The 18,267-nt window shown below is 70.7% G+C and carries 22 protein-coding genes and 1 pseudogene; 4 read left to right on the top strand and 19 right to left on the bottom strand.

Annotation, left to right across the window (positions count from 1 at the left end):
- Positions 1-54: 54 nt before the first annotated feature.
- Both ACMCNK_RS35575 and ACMCNK_RS35570 read right to left on the bottom strand, forming a co-directional pair.
- A complete protein-coding gene (locus tag ACMCNK_RS35575) occupies positions 55-1,512 on the bottom strand; it encodes an RAD55 family ATPase (protein ID WP_412740721.1) in 1,458 nt (485 codons plus the stop codon).
- Positions 1,509-1,868 carry a response regulator gene (locus ACMCNK_RS35570; protein WP_412740720.1) on the bottom strand — a complete coding sequence of 120 codons (360 nt, stop codon included), beginning with the start codon at positions 1,866-1,868 and terminating at the stop codon, positions 1,509-1,511. Before ACMCNK_RS35570 ends, ACMCNK_RS35575 begins: the two co-directional genes overlap by 4 nt.
- A 741-nt stretch (positions 1,869-2,609) precedes the next feature.
- Here ACMCNK_RS35570 and ACMCNK_RS35565 point away from each other — a divergent pair.
- The 3 genes and pseudogenes from ACMCNK_RS35565 (at position 2,610) to ACMCNK_RS35555 (ending at position 4,836) form a co-directional block, all read left to right on the top strand.
- Positions 2,610-3,479 (top strand): DUF6192 family protein, encoded by an 870-nt coding sequence (locus ACMCNK_RS35565; RefSeq protein WP_412740719.1) that lies wholly within the window; start codon positions 2,610-2,612, stop codon positions 3,477-3,479.
- Positions 3,480-3,488: 9 nt separating this feature from the next.
- On the top strand, positions 3,489-3,896 hold the full coding sequence (locus ACMCNK_RS35560) for a hypothetical protein (RefSeq protein WP_412740718.1): 408 nt from the start codon (positions 3,489-3,491) through the stop codon (positions 3,894-3,896).
- Positions 3,893-4,836 (top strand): annotated as a pseudogene (locus tag ACMCNK_RS35555) (IS5 family transposase). Before ACMCNK_RS35560 ends, ACMCNK_RS35555 begins: the two are co-directional and overlap by 4 nt.
- On the opposite strand, the gene ACMCNK_RS35550 reads toward ACMCNK_RS35555, so the two are convergent.
- The 12 genes from ACMCNK_RS35550 to ACMCNK_RS35495 all read right to left on the bottom strand — a co-directional run bounded on the left by ACMCNK_RS35550 (position 4,761) and on the right by ACMCNK_RS35495 (position 13,329).
- Positions 4,761-5,195 (bottom strand): STAS domain-containing protein, encoded by a 435-nt coding sequence (locus ACMCNK_RS35550; protein ID WP_412740717.1) that lies wholly within the window; start codon positions 5,193-5,195, stop codon positions 4,761-4,763. The pseudogene ACMCNK_RS35555 and the gene ACMCNK_RS35550 sit on opposite strands and share 76 nt — an antisense overlap.
- 155 nt (positions 5,196-5,350) lie before the next feature.
- Positions 5,351-6,115 carry an alpha/beta hydrolase gene (locus ACMCNK_RS35545; protein WP_412740716.1) on the bottom strand — a complete coding sequence of 255 codons (765 nt, stop codon included), beginning with the start codon at positions 6,113-6,115 and terminating at the stop codon, positions 5,351-5,353.
- A 248-nt stretch (positions 6,116-6,363) separates the two neighbouring features.
- On the bottom strand, positions 6,364-6,732 hold the full coding sequence (locus ACMCNK_RS35540; RefSeq protein ID WP_412740715.1) for an iron chaperone: 369 nt from the start codon (positions 6,730-6,732) through the stop codon (positions 6,364-6,366).
- Positions 6,733-6,833: 101 nt separating this feature from the next.
- Positions 6,834-7,400, bottom strand: a complete 567-nt coding sequence (locus ACMCNK_RS35535) for a Uma2 family endonuclease (protein WP_412740714.1) — start codon at positions 7,398-7,400, stop codon at positions 6,834-6,836.
- Between the two features lie 69 nt (positions 7,401-7,469).
- Positions 7,470-9,212 carry a glycoside hydrolase family 15 protein gene (locus ACMCNK_RS35530; RefSeq protein ID WP_412740713.1) on the bottom strand — a complete coding sequence of 581 codons (1,743 nt, stop codon included), beginning with the start codon at positions 9,210-9,212 and terminating at the stop codon, positions 7,470-7,472.
- A 10-nt stretch (positions 9,213-9,222) separates the two neighbouring features.
- Positions 9,223-11,019, bottom strand: a complete 1,797-nt coding sequence (locus ACMCNK_RS35525; RefSeq protein ID WP_412740712.1) for a complex I subunit 5 family protein — start codon at positions 11,017-11,019, stop codon at positions 9,223-9,225.
- A gap of 1 nt (position 11,020) precedes the next feature.
- Positions 11,021-11,368, bottom strand: a complete 348-nt coding sequence (locus tag ACMCNK_RS35520) for a sodium:proton antiporter (RefSeq protein WP_412740711.1) — start codon at positions 11,366-11,368, stop codon at positions 11,021-11,023.
- Positions 11,368-12,078: an MnhB domain-containing protein gene (locus ACMCNK_RS35515; RefSeq protein WP_412740710.1), complete on the bottom strand. Its 711-nt coding sequence runs from the start codon at positions 12,076-12,078 to the stop codon at positions 11,368-11,370. The genes ACMCNK_RS35520 and ACMCNK_RS35515 overlap by 1 nt, the downstream gene beginning before the upstream one ends.
- The gene (locus ACMCNK_RS35510) at positions 12,075-12,314 is read right to left on the bottom strand and encodes a Na(+)/H(+) antiporter subunit B (RefSeq protein WP_412740709.1); all 240 of its coding nucleotides are present in this window, start codon (positions 12,312-12,314) and stop codon (positions 12,075-12,077) included. Before ACMCNK_RS35510 ends, ACMCNK_RS35515 begins: the two co-directional genes overlap by 4 nt.
- Entirely contained in the window at positions 12,311-12,592 is a 282-nt protein-coding gene (locus ACMCNK_RS35505) for a monovalent cation/H(+) antiporter subunit G (RefSeq protein ID WP_412740708.1), read from the bottom strand. Before ACMCNK_RS35505 ends, ACMCNK_RS35510 begins: the two co-directional genes overlap by 4 nt.
- Positions 12,593-12,595: 3 nt before the next feature.
- Positions 12,596-12,853, bottom strand: coding sequence for a monovalent cation/H+ antiporter complex subunit F (locus ACMCNK_RS35500; RefSeq protein ID WP_412740707.1), 258 nt, complete (start codon positions 12,851-12,853; stop codon positions 12,596-12,598).
- Entirely contained in the window at positions 12,850-13,329 is a 480-nt protein-coding gene (locus ACMCNK_RS35495; RefSeq protein WP_412740706.1) for a hypothetical protein, read from the bottom strand. Before ACMCNK_RS35495 ends, ACMCNK_RS35500 begins: the two co-directional genes overlap by 4 nt.
- Positions 13,330-13,483: 154 nt before the next feature.
- On the opposite strand from ACMCNK_RS35495, the gene ACMCNK_RS35490 reads away from it, so the two are divergent.
- Positions 13,484-14,626, top strand: a complete 1,143-nt coding sequence (locus ACMCNK_RS35490; RefSeq protein WP_412740705.1) for a glutathione-independent formaldehyde dehydrogenase — start codon at positions 13,484-13,486, stop codon at positions 14,624-14,626.
- A 133-nt stretch (positions 14,627-14,759) separates the two neighbouring features.
- On the opposite strand, the gene ACMCNK_RS35485 is transcribed toward ACMCNK_RS35490, so the two are convergent.
- The 5 genes from ACMCNK_RS35485 to ACMCNK_RS35465 all read right to left on the bottom strand — a co-directional run bounded on the left by ACMCNK_RS35485 (position 14,760) and on the right by ACMCNK_RS35465 (position 18,201).
- Complete coding sequence (locus ACMCNK_RS35485; RefSeq protein ID WP_412740704.1) at positions 14,760-16,040, bottom strand: hypothetical protein; 1,281 nt, start codon at positions 16,038-16,040, stop codon at positions 14,760-14,762.
- On the bottom strand, positions 16,040-16,324 hold the full coding sequence (locus ACMCNK_RS35480) for a hypothetical protein (protein WP_412740703.1): 285 nt from the start codon (positions 16,322-16,324) through the stop codon (positions 16,040-16,042). Before ACMCNK_RS35480 ends, ACMCNK_RS35485 begins: the two co-directional genes overlap by 1 nt.
- A gap of 23 nt (positions 16,325-16,347) precedes the next feature.
- On the bottom strand, positions 16,348-16,980 hold the full coding sequence (locus tag ACMCNK_RS35475) for a hypothetical protein (RefSeq protein WP_412740702.1): 633 nt from the start codon (positions 16,978-16,980) through the stop codon (positions 16,348-16,350).
- Entirely contained in the window at positions 16,974-17,228 is a 255-nt protein-coding gene (locus ACMCNK_RS35470; protein WP_412740701.1) for a hypothetical protein, read from the bottom strand. Before ACMCNK_RS35470 ends, ACMCNK_RS35475 begins: the two co-directional genes overlap by 7 nt.
- Before the next feature lie 136 nt (positions 17,229-17,364).
- On the bottom strand, positions 17,365-18,201 hold the full coding sequence (locus ACMCNK_RS35465) for a hypothetical protein (protein ID WP_412740700.1): 837 nt from the start codon (positions 18,199-18,201) through the stop codon (positions 17,365-17,367).
- Positions 18,202-18,267 lie beyond the last annotated feature (66 nt).

Below are 18,267 nucleotides of genomic sequence, written 5' to 3'. Positions count from 1 at the left end.
GCCTGTTTTCAAAGGCGGTTGATTCTGGTTAGGGCGGTTCTGGGAGAGTTCAGTTCATGCTGCGGTGTCGTTGTGGTCGGAGGCGCCTTGGTCGCGTAGGGGGCTTCCGCCGAGGATGCCGGTGACGTGTTCGAGTGGGTCGCCGACGGTGACGCCGTGGTCGGTGATGTGGCAGGTGTACATGGCCTGGTCGTGGGGGCTGCTGCGCATCTTGACCACGTTGAGGGCCCGGCCGAGTGCGGCGCGGTGTTCGATGTAGCGGAGCTGGATGACGTTGTGGAACAGGTACATGAGTCCGGCCAGGGGTTCTCCGATCGCCCCGAAGGTGTTGGTGGCGCTGGTGACCCACAGCGAGGCGCTGGAGGCGCGGACCACGCCGAGGATGCTGCGCAGGTAGGCGGGGAACCGTTCGGTTTCGCGGGCGGTGGCGGCCATCTCGGCCAGGCTGTCGATCACGACCCGGGTTGTTGTGCCGTTGGTGAGGCGGTGCCGGATCACGGCCGCCAGGACGTCGAGTTCGAGTTCGCCGACGGGAACGTGGGAGATCATGAGCTGGTCGCTGTCGCGGGCGGCGGTGAAGTCCCAGCCGAAGCCGGCGGCCAGGGAGACGACCTGGTCGGGCGTGTCCTGGAAGGTTGCGTAGAGGCAGCGTTCGCCGCGGGCGAGGCCTTCGGCGATGAAGTTGAGGCAGCCGATGGTCTTGCCGACGCCGGAGGGGCCCAGTAGGAGGGTGGCGTCGGAGTCGGGGATGCCGCCGGCCATCAGCGGGTCCAGGCCGGTGATGCCGGTGGGGATCCGGCCGGCCTTGGACGGCACGTCCTCGGGCATCAGCGACTCGGGGCGGGGATACACGTGGAAGCCGTCGGCGGTGATCTGGGCGGTGTGGGCGCCGTTGAGGTGGATCGCGCCGCGCATCTTGGCCACGCGTAGAGTGCGCCGGTCGATGGGTTCGCGGGGCTGGTAGGTCAGGTGCGCGATCGCGTCGGCGAGGGTGAAGTCCGCCCGGGTCTGCATCTCCTCGGTGGTGTATTCGCCCAGGAGCAGCAGCACGGCTCCGCTGTGCGAGACGCGGCTGGTGAGGTCGTACAGCGCTGTGCGCAGGGCCTGGTCGCTGGAGAAGTCCCGGAGCATCTTGGTGCTGTCGATCACCACCAGCACCGGTTTTTCCTCGACGGCCTTGCGGACTACCTCGTTGACCAGCCGGCTGAGGTCGGCGGCGTCGGGGCCGCGCAGCATGTCACCGAGGTGGACGTACTCGACTTTGGGTCCTAGTGCCTGCGGGTCGAAGAACGTGAAGTCGCACAGGTGCTCGACGAGTTTGGAGTGCGGCTCTGACAGGGTCGTGTAGTAGACGGCTTTGTGCTCGGCGGTGGCCATGGCGAAGCACATCTGCTGCGCGAGGATCGTCTTGCCGGATCCGGGCGGCCCGGTGAAGACGACCGTTGAGCCCCGTTCGAGGCCTCCGCCGAGGATCAGGTCCAGGTCCGCCAGTCCGGTCGACAGCCGTTTCACGGCCCGTCACGTCCCTTCCGGAGGAGGTCGTCGACTGCCGCGCGTAACTCGGCGGGCTGCCAGGGTTTGGCCACCGTGGCGTCGGCGTCGACCGCGAGGTGCGAGTCTCCGCTGACCGCTAGGACCGGGATCGCGGCGGTGTGCGGGTCGGCTCGCAGCCGGTGGATGAATTCGACGCCGCCCATCACCGGCATCATCATGTCGGTGACCACCAGGTCCGGCGGCGTTTCGTGCACGCAGTCCAGGGCGGTGGCACCGTCGCCGGCGTCGGTGACCTCGTGGCCTGCCGAGGCGAGGACGTGCCGCAGCAGGAACCGCAGATCCGGTTCATCGTCGACCACCAGAATTCTGCTCACGGAAGCCCACCTCTCTCAGGCTGCCCTCCATGAGGCCAATTCCCGTCACGGTGGCGGGCAAACCCGCCGCAATCGGGTCTTTTGGGAAGCGGCCACGGTGACCCGGCAACCCCTGGAATGCCTTTGATCTTGCGTCCCGGTGCTCGGTGATCAGTGATGGCAGCCGCGCCCGGCGCAGTCCCAGAGCGGGTCTTCCCACCCTGGGCGGCTGCCGGGGTCATGGTCGTACGCTCGCGGTGTGGGTATGGGTGCACGTCCGCGGGGCGGCTCGTTGTCGCTGGTGCCGGCGTTGTCGGCGGTACCCCGCTCGGGTGATCCGCCGCTGCGGGTGTGCCCGGCGTGTGGGGGGCCGCTGCGCGCCGGGGCGCGGGCTTCGGCGGTGTTCTGCTCGCCGCGGTGCCGGTCCCGGCACTGGCGCAGAGAGCGGGCGGTGGCAGTCCGGGTAGCGCTTACGCGTGCGGCGGGGCAAGCGGTGTGCCCGCAGTGTGGTGCGGAGTGGACGGTCGGGTTGCAGCGGCGTCTGGGCGCCGTGTTCTGCTCGCCGCGGTGCCGGACACGGGCGTGGCGGGCACGGGCGTCGATCGGGGTAGGGCGATCGGGCGACAGCGCCAGGGGGACTGTGACCTAGCTGGAAGAGCGTCCAGCCTGGGGAAACGTCCCCGGGGTTGGTGTCGGCGACCGGTGCGCCGCCCCCGCGGCGACGCGCTGGGTGGTGACGCGATGCCAACCAAGATCGGAAACGTGACGAAGAGCCGCTACACCGCGATCGTGGCCGAGTGCCGCAGGTTGATCCGCGAGCGTGACCGCATCCAGTTCAAGATGGGGGACCACGCTCTGGAGATCGAGCCGATGGGCCCGCACGGTGGTTCCGCGCCGCACGACGTGGCCGGGTCCGGCGTGATGGACGCGTTACGCCTGTTCGCCGAGGACATCGGGGTGCCGCTGGCGACGGTGAAGGACTGGCGGTGGGTGGCGTCGCGTTGGCCGGCCGGCAAGCGTCAGGGCGATGTGCCGTTCCACATCCACCGCATCCTGGCCGGGATCGCCGACGAGCGGAAACGGTTCAGGGTGATCACCAAGCCGCCGGTGCTCGCGCGTACCGGGGAGCGCCGGTGGACCGAGGACGAGGCCAGACGGGTGGTGGGCTATCAGGTCCGCCGGCCGGAATCGGTGCAGGAGAAGGTCGTGGCCGTGCACGAGCTGGTCCGCGACGAGGAAGTCGCCTCCCGGGTGGCCACGGACCTGCTGCGCCGGCCCGAGGTGGCGTTCCAGGCGATGACCGACACCACGGCCCGGCACCTGGTCAACCGCGCCCAGGTCGACCACGCCCGCCAGGGCGTCGAGATCGTCCGGCAGCGCACCCCCGCCCTCAACCAGGTGAAGCACACCGCCGAGTTCCTGGACCTGGTCGGCGCGTGCGCGCAGTTCGTCGCGTCGGTCGGCCGGATCGTGCCGAGTCTGCGCGGGCAGGACTACACCCCGGATGACCGGGCGACGGTGCATCGCAACCTGGCTCGGGTCCGCGCCGCCGCGGATTGGATCGAGGCCGCGGTGGAGACCGGGAAGGTCACTCCGGAGGAGGGCCTGGCCCGCCTCCTTCGCGGCGAGTAGCCCGCTGCGATGGGCCGCCTCGCGCCGAACGTCTCCGGCGACCTGGTCCGCGTCGCACTGCGCGAAGCCCACCCGGCCGGGCTGACCCTGCGGCAGCTCGTGGCCGCCACCCAGCTGACCCCCGCGCAGGTCAGCACCGGGCTGCGGTTCCTGCGTGACACCCTGGCCGCGCTGGGCCTGCCGCCGCTGGTCTGGTCACGCCGCGACGGCTACCGGCACACCGACGACCCGGCCGTCCTGGTCGCCTACGAGCGTGCGTTCATCCGCACCGAGCTGACCCGCATCGCCCGGCTGCTGTCGGGCACCGTCATCCCGCACGCTCAGCGGCTGCCCGACGACGAATGGGCCGAGCTGATCCTCGGCCAGCTCACCGGGGTCAAGTCCGCGCTGTCGCTGCTGGTCCGGGTCGGGCAATGACCATCCTGTCGCTGCCGCGCCGGCGTCGTTACCCCAGCGACACCACCGACGCCGAGTGGACGATCATCGCCGGGCTGCTGCCCGTCCCGGCCTGCGACACCCCCCGGGGCGGGCGGCCCGAGACGCACCCGCGCCGCGAGATCGTCGACGCGATCCGCTACGTGGTAGACAACGGCTGCAAGTGGCGTGCCCTGCCCGCCGACTTCCCGCCCTGGCAGACCGTATATGGGTTCTTCGCCCGCTGGGCCCGCACCGGCGTGATCGGCGTCCTGCGCGACCAGTTGCGCCGGATGATCCGCGTCCGGGCCGGGCGCTGCCCCCTGCCGGTCACCGCGATCATCGACTCACAATCGATCAAGGCCGCCGAGACCGTCGGCCGGGCCAGCCGCGGATACGACGGCGCGAAACAGATCAACGGCCGTAAGCGGCACCTCGTCGTGGACACCTCGGGCCTACTCATCGGCGTGATGGCCACCCGTGCCGACCTCAGCGACCGCGACGCCGCCCGGGACCTGCTTGCCCGGCTCCGGATGACCCACCCCGAGCTGACCCTGATGTTCGCCGACAACGCCTACACCGGCGTGCCCGCCTGGGCGCACAGCTTCCTCAACCTCACCGTGAAGATCGTGAAGAAGCCACCCGACCAGGTCGGGTTCAAGGTGCTGCCCCGCCGCTGGATCGTGGAACGCTCACTGTCCTGGCTGATGCGCGCCCGCCGCAACGCCCGCGACTACGAACGCCTCCCGCAGCACTCCGAAGCGCACATCACCTGGGCGAACATCACCCTGATGACCCGCCGACTCACCCGGGCGACCAGCCGGCGAGCCGCGCCACCAGGCCTTCAGGCCGCGTAACCCTTGCGGGTCAACAATCACCCCCGTCCACAGCAGCGTCTCGCACGTGGAACACGTCCAGCAAACCCGTGATGGCCAGCACCTGACGCACGATGTCGTGCGCGTTGCTGATCTCTAACACGGCGCCCCGTTCCTGAACGCGGCGGCGGCACCGCAGCAGCGCGGTGATCCCGGAAGAACTCAGGAACGTCACCCGATCCATGTCCAAGCTGATGCGTTCCGGATCATGGCGGTCCAAAACCTCCACGACAACTCTATGCACCTCGGTGCCGGTCTCCCAGTCGAGTTCACCTGCCAACGAGACCACGACGTTAGTGGCCGGCGGAGTTGGAAGGTGGACCTCGACCAGCAACTGAATGCGGTCAAGAGGCAGGCGAGCAGAAACCATGCTGGGCCGTTTCCAGGTGAGGGGGGCGACGAACGAGTCGTACTGATCACCCTGCAAGCGGGTGATGCCGAGAAGGAGAACCCCTCAGTGCAGGCCCAGGAACCCGACGAAGTGCCGTATCGCCTAAACCCTACGCCCAAACGTTCGGATCGGCGTCACGGTGACGGCAGCCCGAACGCCGGGACGCGGGCCCCCGCACAGCAAAATGCGCGCTAGCTGCACAAACAGGTTGAGAGACAGCCACTCAGGTGTCGGGCGAAGAACCGGTTTCCGGCGTCCCCCTCGAATTGCGGGACGCCGGTGTGCCCACCCATGTTGGCGTGCAGCGTCTTCTCCCGGGAGCCGAAGGCGTCGAACAGGTCCAGGGCCATCTGGCGGTCGTTTCCTTCGTCGTCCCACTGCAACAGGACCTGCAGCGGAATGGTGACCTGCCGGGCCTCCTCGAACATGGTGAGGGGCACGAAACTGCCGGCGAACAGGAGGGCGGCGCGGATGCGCGGTTCGACGACCGCCAGCCGGATGCCGATGGCGATCACCCCTCCCGAGTACCCGACCGGGCCGCCGATCTCGGGCAGCGAGAGGATGGAGTCCAGGGCGGCCCGCCATTCCGGGACCGCCGTGTCGACCAGTGGGAGTACGAGCCGGTCGATGATCTCGTCGTCGACCGGACCGCCGGCCGCCAGCGCCCGGTGCAGGTCGGCGCGGGCCTGTTCGGCGGCGGCGGAACGAGGCCGGTCACCGCTGCCGGGCAGCTCGATGGTGGCCGAGGCGAATCCTTCCGCCGCGGAGTGCCGGGCCCGAGCCGCCAACCGGGGGTACATCTTGTGCAGTCCACCGGGGTGGCCGAGCAGGATCAGCCGGGCCGGCGCGGATGCGGATGCGGATCCGGGCGTCCACAGGATGCCGGGGATCCCATCGAGGATGAACTCGCGTTCGACGACGCCATCGTCGAGGCATTGTTCAGAAGTGAATTTCATGGTCGTGCCTTTCGGGAGTGCTCGTGAACGGCGCTCCCGGACGACCTATCGCCCGACCGTGACCCCAGAGGGGAGCACCCACGTCGAAAAGTTCACGGGTACCACCTCCTCGGTCTCTCGCACGGCCTCTGGCAAGTTAGCAGTGGTCGGCACCGTCCGCCAAACTTCCGGCCGGCGTGTCCTCCGCAATGTGCGGGTGGGTCCGGTGCCGCTCGCTCCCGACGTCGGCCCGGCCGTCGTCGTTCGCGCTACTTGCGCCGAGGTTGCGCGAGAGCGGCGTCGATCTCGCCTCGCCTCCGTGTGACGAGCGCCTCGAACGCCCCGTCGGGCAGGTGTCGCTCGTCGGTGAACCTGATCCCGCCCTTGGTGGAATCGAAGCCGTCGAGCTCGGCCACCACGCCGGCAACGACGTCCGCGCTGAACGGGAACACCGAGTAGCCCTGCTTCGTCGAGACCACGCTGACGAGCGGCCGGCCCCGGTACCGCAACGCTGCCATCCCGTAGCTCGTGCCCTCCTCCGCTTCCGGCGCGAGGGCCATCGCAAGGAGGCGGTACCGCTCGAGCACCGAGCGGGCGGGCTCGTCCCGGCCGGCGATGTAGTCAGTCACCTCGCCCATGCCCACCATCCTGACACCGCGAGAGCAGCACAGCTGGCGTTCACGGTCAGATGCGCCGGCCGGCGGAACCAGGGAGGTCCCGACCCGTGGAGATCCACGGATCAGATCTGGCCGAGATCGACCTCGATGGGGAAGGGCGCGACCATTTTCACGACGCCGGTGAACGTTTCGGTGTCGCGGTAGCGGCCGGTCGCCGGGTCAAGAACGTACGTGTACACGAGAGGTGCACCGGTGGCGGCCTGCTCGACACGCCAGTAGAACTGAATTCCGGCCCTCGCGTACTGATCGGCCTTGACGATCCGGTCGGTCGTCTCCGAGCCGGGAGAGACCACCTCGACCACCAGCAGCACATGCTCGGGTCGTGTGGGAGCGACGTCGATGGTCTCCGCCCGATACACCGTCACATCCGGACGACGGTTGTTCAGCGGCACGTCCTGGAGCCGGACATCGAAGTCGGTGTCAGCGTTCCAGTCCGGTCCCGCGGCAACATCCAAGGCGTTCGCCAGGAGCCTGGCCAGGCGGTTGTGCCGCTTGGACGCGCTCGGACTCACGAGGACCATCCCATCCACGATCTCGATGCCCGCACACTGCTCTGCTGTCCACGTCGCGTACTGCTCGGCCGTGACCTGCTCGTGCATCCAGGCCGGCGCGACCATCTCCACGGTCATACACACCTCCCGGACTGCGGATCGGCCAGCAGATTCAAGATACCGTGGCTCCCGCAGACAAACCGACGGCTACCCGGTACGGGGCTCGGCGAGCGCGACGGCGGCGCCGAGCAGCGCGGCGTGGACGAACGCCTGCGGGAGGTTCCCGCGCATCTGCCGCTCACCGACGTCGTACTCCTCGCTGAGGATGCCCGACGGGCCGCACGCGGCGCGGGAGCGTTCGAAGAGCCGGGCCGCGGTCACCGGGTCGCCGGTCAGGTGGGTGGCGTGCGCGGCGAGGAAGCCGCACAGCTGGAAGGCGCCCTCGGCCTCGCCGGGCGGCCGGTCGTCGGCCCGGTAGCGGTAGACGTAGCCGTCCTGCACGAGCTCGGCGTGGACCGCGGCGAGGGTTGCCGTACTGCGCAGGTCGGCGGTCGGCAGTGCGCCGCGGATCGCGGGTAGCAGCAGGGCGGCGTCGACGCGCGGGTCGTCGCGGGAGCGCTGCCAGCGGCCGGACGGGTGCAGGCCGTGCCGGTCGGTGTCGGTGAGGATCGTGTCGGCCAGGCCGTACCAGGCGGCGGCCTGCGCGGCCGGGACATGCCGGGCAGCGGCGCGCAGGCCGGCCACGCAGATCAGCTTGGAGTGGGTCCAGTGCCGGTCGTCCAGCTCCCAGATGCCCGCGTCCGGTTCGGTCCAGCGCGCGGCGGCGGTGTCGGCGGCGATCGTCATGGCCTTGCGGGCGTCCGGTTCGAGGCGGTCGTGGCGGGCTGCCGCCGCGTACAGCAGCAGTGCCTCGCCGAACATGTCCAGCTGGAACTGGCCGTGGACGTTGTTGCCGGTATGGACCGGGCCGCCCCCGGGGTAGCCGGGCAGCCGCGCGAGGCGGTGTTGCGCGGGTATCCGCTCGCCGGTGTCGACCGTGTACGCCGGAGCCAGGTCAGGTCCGTCGGCGAGCAGCCGCGCGGTGACGTACCGGACCGACGCGTCGAGCAGGTCGGACACGCCGGCCGCGGCGCAGGCCTGGCCGGTGAGGCACTGGTCGCGGATCCACGCGTACCGGTAGTCGTAGTCGCGGCCGGACTCGGCGCGCTCGGGCAACGAGGTGGTCGCGGCGGCGACCAGCCCGCCGTCCGGGTGGGTCATGCCGCGCAGCACGGTGACGGCGTGCCGGGCGTCGCGCGGCGCGATGCAGTGCCGTGGCCCGGTGCCGGCCGCGGCCCACGCCTGCCGGGTCGCCTGCCACGCGGCGGCCGGCTCGACCGGCGGCGGGTCCTCGCCCGTACCGATCACGAAGGTCAGGTCGTGATGCCGGCCGGCGGGTACCCGCAGCCTCGCGACCAGCCGCCCGGTGCCGTCCGGCCGGGCGCGGGGGACGCCGGTCCACTGCCAGCGCAGCCGGCCGGCGCGGCCGCTCCAGCCGTCCCGCTCCCGGCGCACAGCCGTTGCGGGGGTACGGCCGAACCCGGCGCGGACGTCGAGCACCACCTCCAGGACGGCGTCGCGGTCGATGGCCCGGACCCGGCGCAGCAGCACGGCGCGGCGGGCGTCGCCGGGGTAGGCCAGCGCCTCGTCGCACTCGATGACGCCGGAGGTGGTGACCCAGTGGCTGGTCCAGATCAGGCTGCCCGGCTCGTACTGGCCGCCCCAGACGAACCGGTCGTTCGCGGGGCGGATCGAATACGATCCGCGGCCCCCGACCAGCTCGGCGAAGACCGCCGAGGAGTGCCAGTCGGGTACGCAGAGGAACGTGATGTCGCCGCTGGGCCCGATCAGCGCACCGCGCCGGCCGTCGGCCAGGAACGCGTATTCGCGCAGCACGTGAGGAGCGAGCACGAGGGCTGTCTTACCCGCTCAGAGCCAGCGGCAAGCCGATCAGCGCGCCGAGTACGGCGACCCCGGCGAACAGCCATGCCACGTAGTCGCCGACGTGGCCGGAATGCAGCCGGCGCAGCCCGGACGGGACCGTCATCGACACCGGGGCACGCAGCTGCACGGCCGCGAACAGGCCGGCGGCGGCCGTGCAGAGCAGGCCGATCAAGACACCCGACCACGTCCACCCGACGGGTGGCACCGCGACGGGCGCCGCCGGGGCCGTCTCGTGCAGTACCTGGCTGAGGTAGCCGGCCCGGTCGAGGAACATGACCGCGCCGGTGCCGGCCCGCGCGGCCAGGGCGGGGACGACGCCGACCGCGGCGCTGCCGGCCAGGAGGAACGTGATCGCGGCGAGCATCGTCACCGGCGTACGCGGAAGGGGTTGCTCGGTCTCCGGCTGCTCGCCGCCGCCGTAGGTCTGATCGGCCCGTGGCGGCGGCAGCCGCCGGCCCGCGCCGAGGAAGATCCGCAGGCCCGCGCGCAGCACCGCGCCCGCGGTCACGACCGAGACGAGCACGAACACGACGGTCAGCCATGGGCCGCCGGCCTCCTCCGACACGGCCTTGCCCAGCCCGGGACCAAACGGGGGCAGCCCGGCCAGCAGCACCGCGGCCGTGAGGAACATCCAGCAGCCCGGTTCGCGCAGGCCGCCGCCGCGGCCGTGCAGCTCGCCCTCGTCGACGCTGCTGTGGCGGTCGAGCAGTAGGCCGGCGACGAGGAACAGCGCGCCCTTCACCCCGGCGTGACCGGCGACGTAGAGGGCGACGCCCGCCAGCGACTGCGGGGTGCCGAGGCCCGCCGCGATCAGGAACAGTCCGGAATGCGCGATGGTCGAGTAGGCCAGCAGCCGCTTGAGATGCCGCTGCCCGGCGCACATCACGCAGCCGACCAGCGCGGTGAGCAGGCCGAGCACTCCGAAGGCGCGGGTGGCCACGACGCTGGGGAGGACGTCGGCGAACACGACGTGGTAGACCCGGATCACCCCGTAGACGCCCATCTCGACCATGACGCCGGAGAGCAGCACGCAGACCGGGGCGGGCGCTACCGCGTGCGCGTCGGCCAGCCAGAAATGCATCGGCGCCACCGCCGCCTTGACCAGCAGCCCGATCGCGACCAGCACGAACGCGGCCACCACCAGGGCGTCCGCCCGATGTGCGAGCGCGGCGCCGGCCTGGGCCATGCCGAGCTCGCCGGTACGCGCGTACAGCAGGGCGATGCCGACCAGCGTGAGGTACGCGCCCAGCGAGTTGACCACCGCGAAGTTGAAGCCGCCCTGCACCGAGTCGGGCTCCTCGACGCGCATCCCGGTCAACGCGTACGCGACCGCGCCCATCAGCTCGAAGAAGACGAACATGTCGAACAGGTCGCCGGTGAGCGCGAACCCGGTCAGCCCGGCCAGGAACAGCAGCATCAGCACCTGGAAGTGGGCGTGCGCGTCCTCCAGGTAGCGGCGGCTGTAGAGCAACGCCCCGCACGTCAGCAGCGCGGCCAGGCAGGCCAGCCCGGCGCCGAGCGGGTCGGCGACCAGCACGATGCCGACCGAGTGGCCACCGTGCGGCCGCCACCCGCCGCCCCAGACGACCAGCCGTCCGCTTCCGGCGGCCGCCGCCAGGGCACCGCTCAGGGCGGCCACCACGACCGCCGTGGCCAGGGCGGCGTGGTCGACGACCGCCCGCGGCACGCGCCTCGCGACCACCAGCAGCACCGCGCCGGCCAGGATCGGCACCACGATGGCGAGCGGTGCGAGATCGCCTGCGCTGCGCGGCATCTCAGCCCTTGAGGCTCTGCAACTCGTCCGGGTCCAGCGTGTGCTGCGTCCGGTGGATCTGGATGGTCAGGGCCAGCAGCAGCGCGGTCACGGTCGCGGAGACCACGATGTCGGTGAACGCGAGCGATTGCACGACCGGGTCGACCACGGGCAGCGAGACCGGCGAGCCCGGCGCGAAGACCGGGGCGGGCGCGGCCCGCTGGTAGCCGATCGCCAGCAGCAGCACGTAGGTGCCGGACTGGGCGACCGACAGGCACACCGCGGTGTGCACCAGGTGGGTGCTGCGCACGATGCCGTACGCCCCGGCCAGCACCAGCCAGCCGGCCACCCCGTACGCGAGAACATGCATCACTGCTCCGCCTGGGTCAGGAACTGGGCGAGCAGCACCACGCAGCCCGCTCCGACGACGACACCGACGATCACGTTGAGCACCGGAACTGTGCCGGCCGAGATCAGCTGCTGCACCCGGCCGTGAGGCAGGAAGTTGGCGAGCACCCCGGTGCCGAACACCATTGCGGCGATCGCCAGGGCGGCGAACGCGGTGGTGGCCAGGCCCTCGGCCCACTCGTACCAGTCGACCGGGCGCAACCGGCGCAGCGCGTCCATGCCACCGGACAGGTAGAGCAGGTGCAGGCCGGTGGCGAGCACCACGCCGCCCTGGAAGCCGCCGCCCGGCGTCAGGTGCCCGTGCACCAGCAGGTCGAGGCCGAGCAGCAGGGTCACCGGCAGGAAGACGTACGAGAGGAACGCGACCGCGTCCAGCGGCTTGGGGGTTGCGGGGCCGCCGCCCGGCTCGTCGACGCGCAGCAGCGCGACCGCGCCGACCACGGAGCCGAGCAGAATCACCTCCTCGCCGAGCGTGTCGAAGCCACGCAGGTCGAACGTCAGTGAGGTGACCACGTTCGCGGTCGACTGCCGCAGTGCGGCGGCCACCGCGAGGTCCCGGTACGGATGCCGGTCCCCGCCGAACGGCGGCACGCCCGCCACGGCGAGGGCGTACAGCAGGGCCGCGCCGGCCGCGCCGACGCCGAACACCCAGGCGCGCAGGCGGGCACTCACCGGCGTCGGCCCGTCGTGCGTACGGTCAGCATCACCATCAGCGGGACCAGCGCGGTACCCACCGCGATCTGTGACAGGGCCACATCCGGCGCCTGCATGACCAGGAAGAACAGAGCGAGCAGTACACCGTAGACCGACAGCGAGACCGCCTGCCGCCGCGGATCCGGGGTGAACACCACCGCGGTACCGGCGAACGCGACCAGGAGCAGGGCGGCCGCGACCAGCGCGGTACTCACGGCGTGTCCCGCCCGGCGATGACCCGGCCGGTCGCCGACGCCAGGACCGGGCCGGCGACGAACACGACCGCCACACACAGCAGCAGCGTCGCCGTCGCCAGGTGCCAGCCGGTCGCGACCCCCAGGCCGGTACCGATCAGCGGGGTACCGGCCGAGGTCACCGGAGTCAGGAAGTGCAGCCGGTCGAGCGGCTCACGGACCACCAGTGCACCCGCCGCGGCCAGCACGCAGGTCAGCACGCCGGCGGCGACCAGGACATCAGCGATGACCGTACGCATCCCTCACCGCACCCTTTCGTCGTGGAGCAGACGCAGGAAGACCAGCGTTCCCGCGAACGTCAGCACCGCCAGCACCAGCGGCACGATCAGGTACGAGCTCTGCCCGTAACCGAACGTGAGCAGCAGCAGGACCGGAACCAGCAGCGCCCCGCACAGCTGCAGCCCGATCAGCCTCCGAAGCGGATCGCCGCGCAGGCCGAGCCAGGTGGCCGGCGCCACCGCCGCCACGATCAACACCAAGGCCGCGCCGAGCCAGATCACCGCATCACCACCCGGCCGAGATCGGGCCAGCCCGAGGCCAGCATGTGTACGCGCACCGGGGCCCCGTCGTCCGGCCAGTCCAGCACCACCGTGCCCGGCGACGCGGACAGCACGAACGTCCCCCAGGCCCGGCGGAACGCCGCCCGCTGCGGCTGCTCGCCGGACGGCTGCGGCAGCGTACGGACGCGCGACTTCGCCGCCGGGAAACGGGTCAGCAGGCGGAACGTGTCCGCGACGACCGCCACGGCGAGGGGTCCGGCCCAGGACAGCCACCGACCGGCCGGCGCCCACGCCAGCCGCGCCGCTCGACGGGCGGCCACCGCCGCCACCGCGCACGCCGCCCCGCAGCCGACGGCCACGAGCAGCTCGGGCAGCGTCGCCACCGACAGCGTCGACGCGTACGCCACCGTCAGCGCCACCCACCAGCAGGCCGCCTCGACGACGGCGGCCGGGCACCCGAAGCCGCGGCCGGTCACGGCCGGCTGTCCCAGGCGGCCGCTTGTACTCGAAATCATTTCTTCCCGCTTCCCACTACAGGGCCGGTGAAACCGCGGACCCGCGGTGTGCGCGGGCCGATTCCGGGTAGCGGTTCAGGGAAGACACATCCCGCAAACGGCAGGAGGTTCGCTCATGAAGGCAGTCGTGTACCGCGGTCCCCGGCGGGTGGCGGTGGAACAGGTGGCCGACCCGACGATCGAGACCGCGACCGACGCGGTCGTACGGATCACCACCACCAACATCTGCGGCTCGGACCTGCACATGTACGAGGGCCGGACGGCGGTCGAGGAAGGCACGGTGCTCGGCCACGAAAACCTCGGCGTCGTCGAGGCGGTCGGGGACGCGGTCGGCCGGATCACGGTCGGCGACCGGGTGTCCGTACCGTTCAACATCACCTGCGGCACCTGCCGCAACTGCGTGGCCGGCTGGACCAGCTACTGCACCCGCACCAACCCGACCGAAGGCGTTGACGGCGCCGCCTACGGGTACGCCAACATGGGTCCCTACCCCGGCGGGCAGGCCGAGTACCTACGCGTCCCGTACGCCGACTTCAACCTGCTCGAACTGCCGCCCGGCGACGCCCACGAGAACGACTTCACGATGCTGTCGGACATCTTCCCGACCGGCTGGCACGGCGTGCAGCTTTCCGGCATGCAGCCCGGCGACCGGGTCGCCGTGTTCGGCGCCGGGCCGGTCGGCCTGCTCGCCGCGCACAGCGCCATGATCCGCGGCGCGTCGCAGGTGTTCGTGGTGGACAAGGAACGCGACCGGCTCGACCTGGCCGTCAAGATCGGCGCGACGCCGGTCGACTTCAGCACCGCCGACCCGGTCGACCAGATCATGGACGCCACCGACGGCATCGGGGTCGACCGCGGTGTCGAGGCGGTCGGATACCAGGCACACGACCCGTCCGGCCAGGAACACCCCGAACTCGTTCTCGACAACCTGGTCAAGACCGTACGTTCGACCGGCGGGATCGGCGTGGTCGGCGTCTACGTTCCCCAGGACCCCGGGGCGGCCACCGACCAGGCCAAGCACGGCCGGATCGCATTCGACTACGGCACCTTCTTCACCAAAGGCCAGACCATGGGTACGGGCCAATGCCCGGTCAAGCGGTACAACCGGCAACTCCGGGATCTGATCATCACCGGTCACGCCACGCCGTCGTTCCTGGTGTCCCACGAGCTGCCCCTGGACGACGCGGCCACCGGATACGAGCGATTCGACAACCGCGACAGCGGCTGGACCAAGGTGCTGCTGCGCCCCGCCGCCTGACGTTTCACCGCCGCCGCCTGGCTGGACAACAGCCCAGTCATTGGGCCGTCGGCCTTCTCCCCCGCCGTCTGTTCGCACGTAAACCTGCACAGTTCGGTGGGGCCGTACCGGGTCGGCGCGTTGGTGCCGCCCGCTACGAGGCGACAGGTCCGGTTGATGGATTCGCGACCCATTGCTTGCCGTTGCCCCATTCGCCCGGCGAGCCTTTCGGGAAGGGCAGAGTGTCGTGGGCCAGGGTGCCAGGATCACCCTGTTCCTTACGGCGCTGCTCGTCGATGCCGATCAGCCCGATGGCCTGATCGTGGCGTTGGGACTGCTCGAGGTACAGCAGATCGAGGAAGCCGGTCAGGGCGCCGGTGAGGGCCTTGACGGGATCGCTCTTGCAGTTTCCGATGCCGCCGAGCTGGTCGGCGCCGTAATGGATGACGGCCTTGGCCAGCTCGATGATCTGTTTGGCCCGTTGGTGACCGAATTCGGCGAACTTGTTGCGCATGCCCTCCAGCAGGTTGGCAGCCTGGATGCCCTGATCGGCGGTCCAGGTCAACTCCGCGTTGATGTCGGTGAGGTACTGGTGGCGGGACATGGCCTGGCGGTACCAGGCCAGGGCAGCGCCAGGGGAGAACCACTGGTCGCGCACCCTGCCGATATCGGACTTCATGGCGTCCGCGCACTCCTTGTACGCCCTGGTGCAGGCGAACAGCAACTCGGCGCGGTTGCGGATGACACCGGGGGCGCAGCGCCACGCCGGCAGGATGAAATCGGTGAAAGGACGGGGCGCACCGGGAGATTTCTGCTCGGCGACGTACTCCGAGCACAGTAGGTCCTCGCCGTACTCGGCCACGAAGGCGTCGAGGTTGTCCCCGGACACGCCGCTGTGCAGATCGACCCCCGTGGGGTTGCTGGTCGTGCACGGGACGAAGTCGCGGCCCGGCAGCCGCTCGCCGACGAGCTTGCGAAACTCTTCGAGGTCCGTGGGCGGGCTGAACTGGATCGGACCGGACGCGAACAGCGGGGCAGAGCCGCCCACGCCGGGCCGGTACACCCCGGTGCTCGCCGGCAGGCCCGCGTAGGCCGACACGTACGGCCGCAGGTAGGGGTTGTCCAGGTCGAAGTTCAGCGCCACCTGAATGTCGGTCTCGGTGTAGTCAGCGGTGGCCTTGAGCATGGCCGCCGCGTGCTCGCCCGTGTGGTCGGCCATCAGGCGGGCCTCACGGATGCGGTGGTCCAGGCCCTTCTCCCACCGTTGCTGCCAGTACGCAGACCACGGCAGCTCGCCCCACGCGCCGGCCGGGATCTGCCCGTTGCGGCCGATGTAAATGGCCGCGGCGTGGTAGGTCGCGGCGTCTTCGTACTGTTCCCGCCCGTAGTTGACCATCGCGTCGGTAGCCACTTGGAGGGTGCCGTGGCCGGTCATCAGCGCTGCCCCCAGGCCACGAGCTCCGCTGGGAGGTCGCCTTGCGTACGGCGCATCTGCTCGCGATGTTGCGTGGTGTAGGCGCGGGACGCAGCCACCAAGGCGGATCTGATCCGTTCGGCCACCTCGTGCTCACTTCGACCGCGCAGCGCTCCCCGGCGGATCCGCACCGTTATCTCGCCGGTCCGCCCGTCCCGCGCAAAGCGCACTGATCCGTCGCTGGACTCGGCGGACACCCCGAACCCGTCCACGCCGTCGCCGGGTTGTCTCTTCCTGTCGGTCATGACCCCGTTCCCCCGTTCGTTCGTCATGCGGCCAGTCCCGCCTCGATCACCTCACGGGCGATGGCGTCCGCCGCGGCGCGGGCCTGCTTGCCGGTCACCGCAGTCTGGTGGGAGACGTCGACCTCCACACCGACCATGCGGCCCGGCTCGCTGACCGTGGCGCGGGAGGCGAACTCCGCCCGCGGTTGCGAGCGCTGGCATCCCACGGTGTAGCGGCTCTCTCCCGGGATCGCCTGGGGCGGGTCGTGGCACAGCCACTCCGCCCATTCGTCCGCTTTGCCCCGCAGAAACTTCCGTTTCACCTCATCGGTGTTCTCGACGGCGACGACGTCCTTCCACGCCACCTGCAGCCGGAACCGCACGTTGATCGTCAACGGGCCTCCGGGCGGCAGACCGGCCATGCAGAGCAGCGAGCTGCCGTCGACGCCGTCCGGCACCGAGTTGGCCTTCAATACCAGGTCAGCGGCTGGTCTGTGCGTCAGCCGACCGAATACGGCGGCGCAGTCGTGGGGCAACGCCACCTGCTGGAACTGCTCCGCCGTCGGGGACGGCGACGGGGTCCGGCTGGGTATCGGCTCCGGCGTGGCCCGGGCTTCGCATCCGGCAAGCAGCACGATGCCGGCCGCCACCGTCAGCAACCTCGGCACCTTCACCACGTGCCCGAATGATCGTCGGCCGCGACCTTGCTCAACGCCCGGTCGTACGCCTGGGCGCGGGCTGCGATGGCCAACCGCACGGTGATGCTCACCTGCCGCTCCAGCGACGCTTCGGTGTGGCGGGCGAGCGCGCGGTCGGCCAACGCGACCTGAATATCCCCGTCGGCGGACACACGCAGTGTGACCGTGCCATCCGGTGAGGTGACCTCGATCCGGGACTGGCGCAGTTCTTCGCTGTAGGCGCCCATCCTGTCGTTGCCCCTCCCCGTATCCGCTGAGCCGCCCACGCTACAAGATCAGATTCGGTGATGCTGTCCCATCGACGATCTCAAGTCCTTGACGCGACGATGGCAGCTGTGGCCGGTTCCCTTCCCGGGTGCTGGGTCAGCCCCGGCGGGGATCACCGAGGAACTCGGTCAGCCACGCCCGTCGGCGATGTGCGCGGCGGGAGCCGTAGCGGTGTCCGAGCAGCCACGCACCCGCGGCCGGACCGGCCGCCACCATCAGGCCCAGGGCGAACTGCAGGTGGTTGAGGCGGCCATCCTGCTCGCCGCGGGCGATCGCCCACCACACCAAGAGACTGGGCAGGGTCACCGCGAATGTCAGCAGTGGCACGAGGCCGTACGGGGCCAGCACGAGCACCATCCACCGCACGAGCATCGGACGCCATCGGCGCCGTTGTGACCACCGGTCCCGCAGGGGCAGAGGATGGTACGGAAACCGGATTCCGAGCCAGGCGGCGAAGCCGAGCGCACCCGCCGGGACGATCATGATCCATAACGCGGTCAGGGCGGCGCCCACCGAATCATGCTCGTGGACGCCGATGGCGGCGGCTGTCGCGACGCACAACGGCGTGACCAACAGCCACAGGACGATGTTCTTGGCGAACCACAGCCGCCGCAGCATGACCGGGTCGGCTAGCGCGGTCACGCTCCGCGCCGCGTCGCCGCCGAGCAGGTTCGTCGCGGGCACGTCGGAATACATCCAGCTGGCCAGGATCATCGCGAACGCCAGCGGCCCGTGAAAGCGGAAGAGCGCATCGACCAGACCGGCCGGGAGCAGCGTCCAGCAGGCCGTCATGAGCAGGCCGTTGCCGATGACCACGCTGGGCGTTTCGTACGGCGGGTGCAGTGCGCGGCGCAGCTCGGCCCGGACCGCCCGCCCCAGATTCACCGGTAGCGACGCGGCCGGCGCCGTCCGTGCCCGGGCCGACCCGTTCACGTCCCCTCCCGCCCGCCCCCGTCCCGCGTACGTCGGTCCTGCCGACGATCCTGGTCGGGAACGCGC

Source organism: Krasilnikovia sp. MM14-A1259 (assembly GCF_047159535.1).
In the GTDB taxonomy this organism is placed as follows: Bacteria; Actinomycetota; Actinomycetes; order Mycobacteriales; family Micromonosporaceae; genus Actinoplanes.
The sequence above is the reverse complement of the archived record's forward strand: the minus strand, read 5'-3'. Positions and strand labels throughout refer to the sequence as shown.

Excerpts from the sequence above, each read along its gene's own strand:
- ACMCNK_RS35560 (WP_412740718.1), top strand. The coding sequence starts at position 3,489 with ATGGGCCGCCTCGCGCCGAACGTCTCCGGCGACCTGGTCCGCGTCGCA.
- ACMCNK_RS35545 (WP_412740716.1), bottom strand. The coding sequence starts at position 6,115 with ATGAAATTCACTTCTGAACAATGCCTCGACGATGGCGTCGTCGAACGC.
- ACMCNK_RS35540 (WP_412740715.1), bottom strand. The coding sequence starts at position 6,732 with ATGGGCGAGGTGACTGACTACATCGCCGGCCGGGACGAGCCCGCCCGC.
- ACMCNK_RS35535 (WP_412740714.1), bottom strand. The coding sequence starts at position 7,400 with ATGACCGTGGAGATGGTCGCGCCGGCCTGGATGCACGAGCAGGTCACG.
- ACMCNK_RS35525 (WP_412740712.1), bottom strand. The coding sequence starts at position 11,019 with ATGCCGCGCAGCGCAGGCGATCTCGCACCGCTCGCCATCGTGGTGCCG.
- ACMCNK_RS35520 (WP_412740711.1), bottom strand. The coding sequence starts at position 11,368 with ATGCATGTTCTCGCGTACGGGGTGGCCGGCTGGCTGGTGCTGGCCGGG.
- ACMCNK_RS35505 (WP_412740708.1), bottom strand. The coding sequence starts at position 12,592 with ATGCGTACGGTCATCGCTGATGTCCTGGTCGCCGCCGGCGTGCTGACC.
- ACMCNK_RS35490 (WP_412740705.1), top strand. The coding sequence starts at position 13,484 with ATGAAGGCAGTCGTGTACCGCGGTCCCCGGCGGGTGGCGGTGGAACAG.
- ACMCNK_RS35485 (WP_412740704.1), bottom strand. The coding sequence starts at position 16,040 with ATGACCGGCCACGGCACCCTCCAAGTGGCTACCGACGCGATGGTCAAC.
- ACMCNK_RS35480 (WP_412740703.1), bottom strand. The coding sequence starts at position 16,324 with ATGACCGACAGGAAGAGACAACCCGGCGACGGCGTGGACGGGTTCGGG.
- ACMCNK_RS35470 (WP_412740701.1), bottom strand. The coding sequence starts at position 17,228 with ATGGGCGCCTACAGCGAAGAACTGCGCCAGTCCCGGATCGAGGTCACC.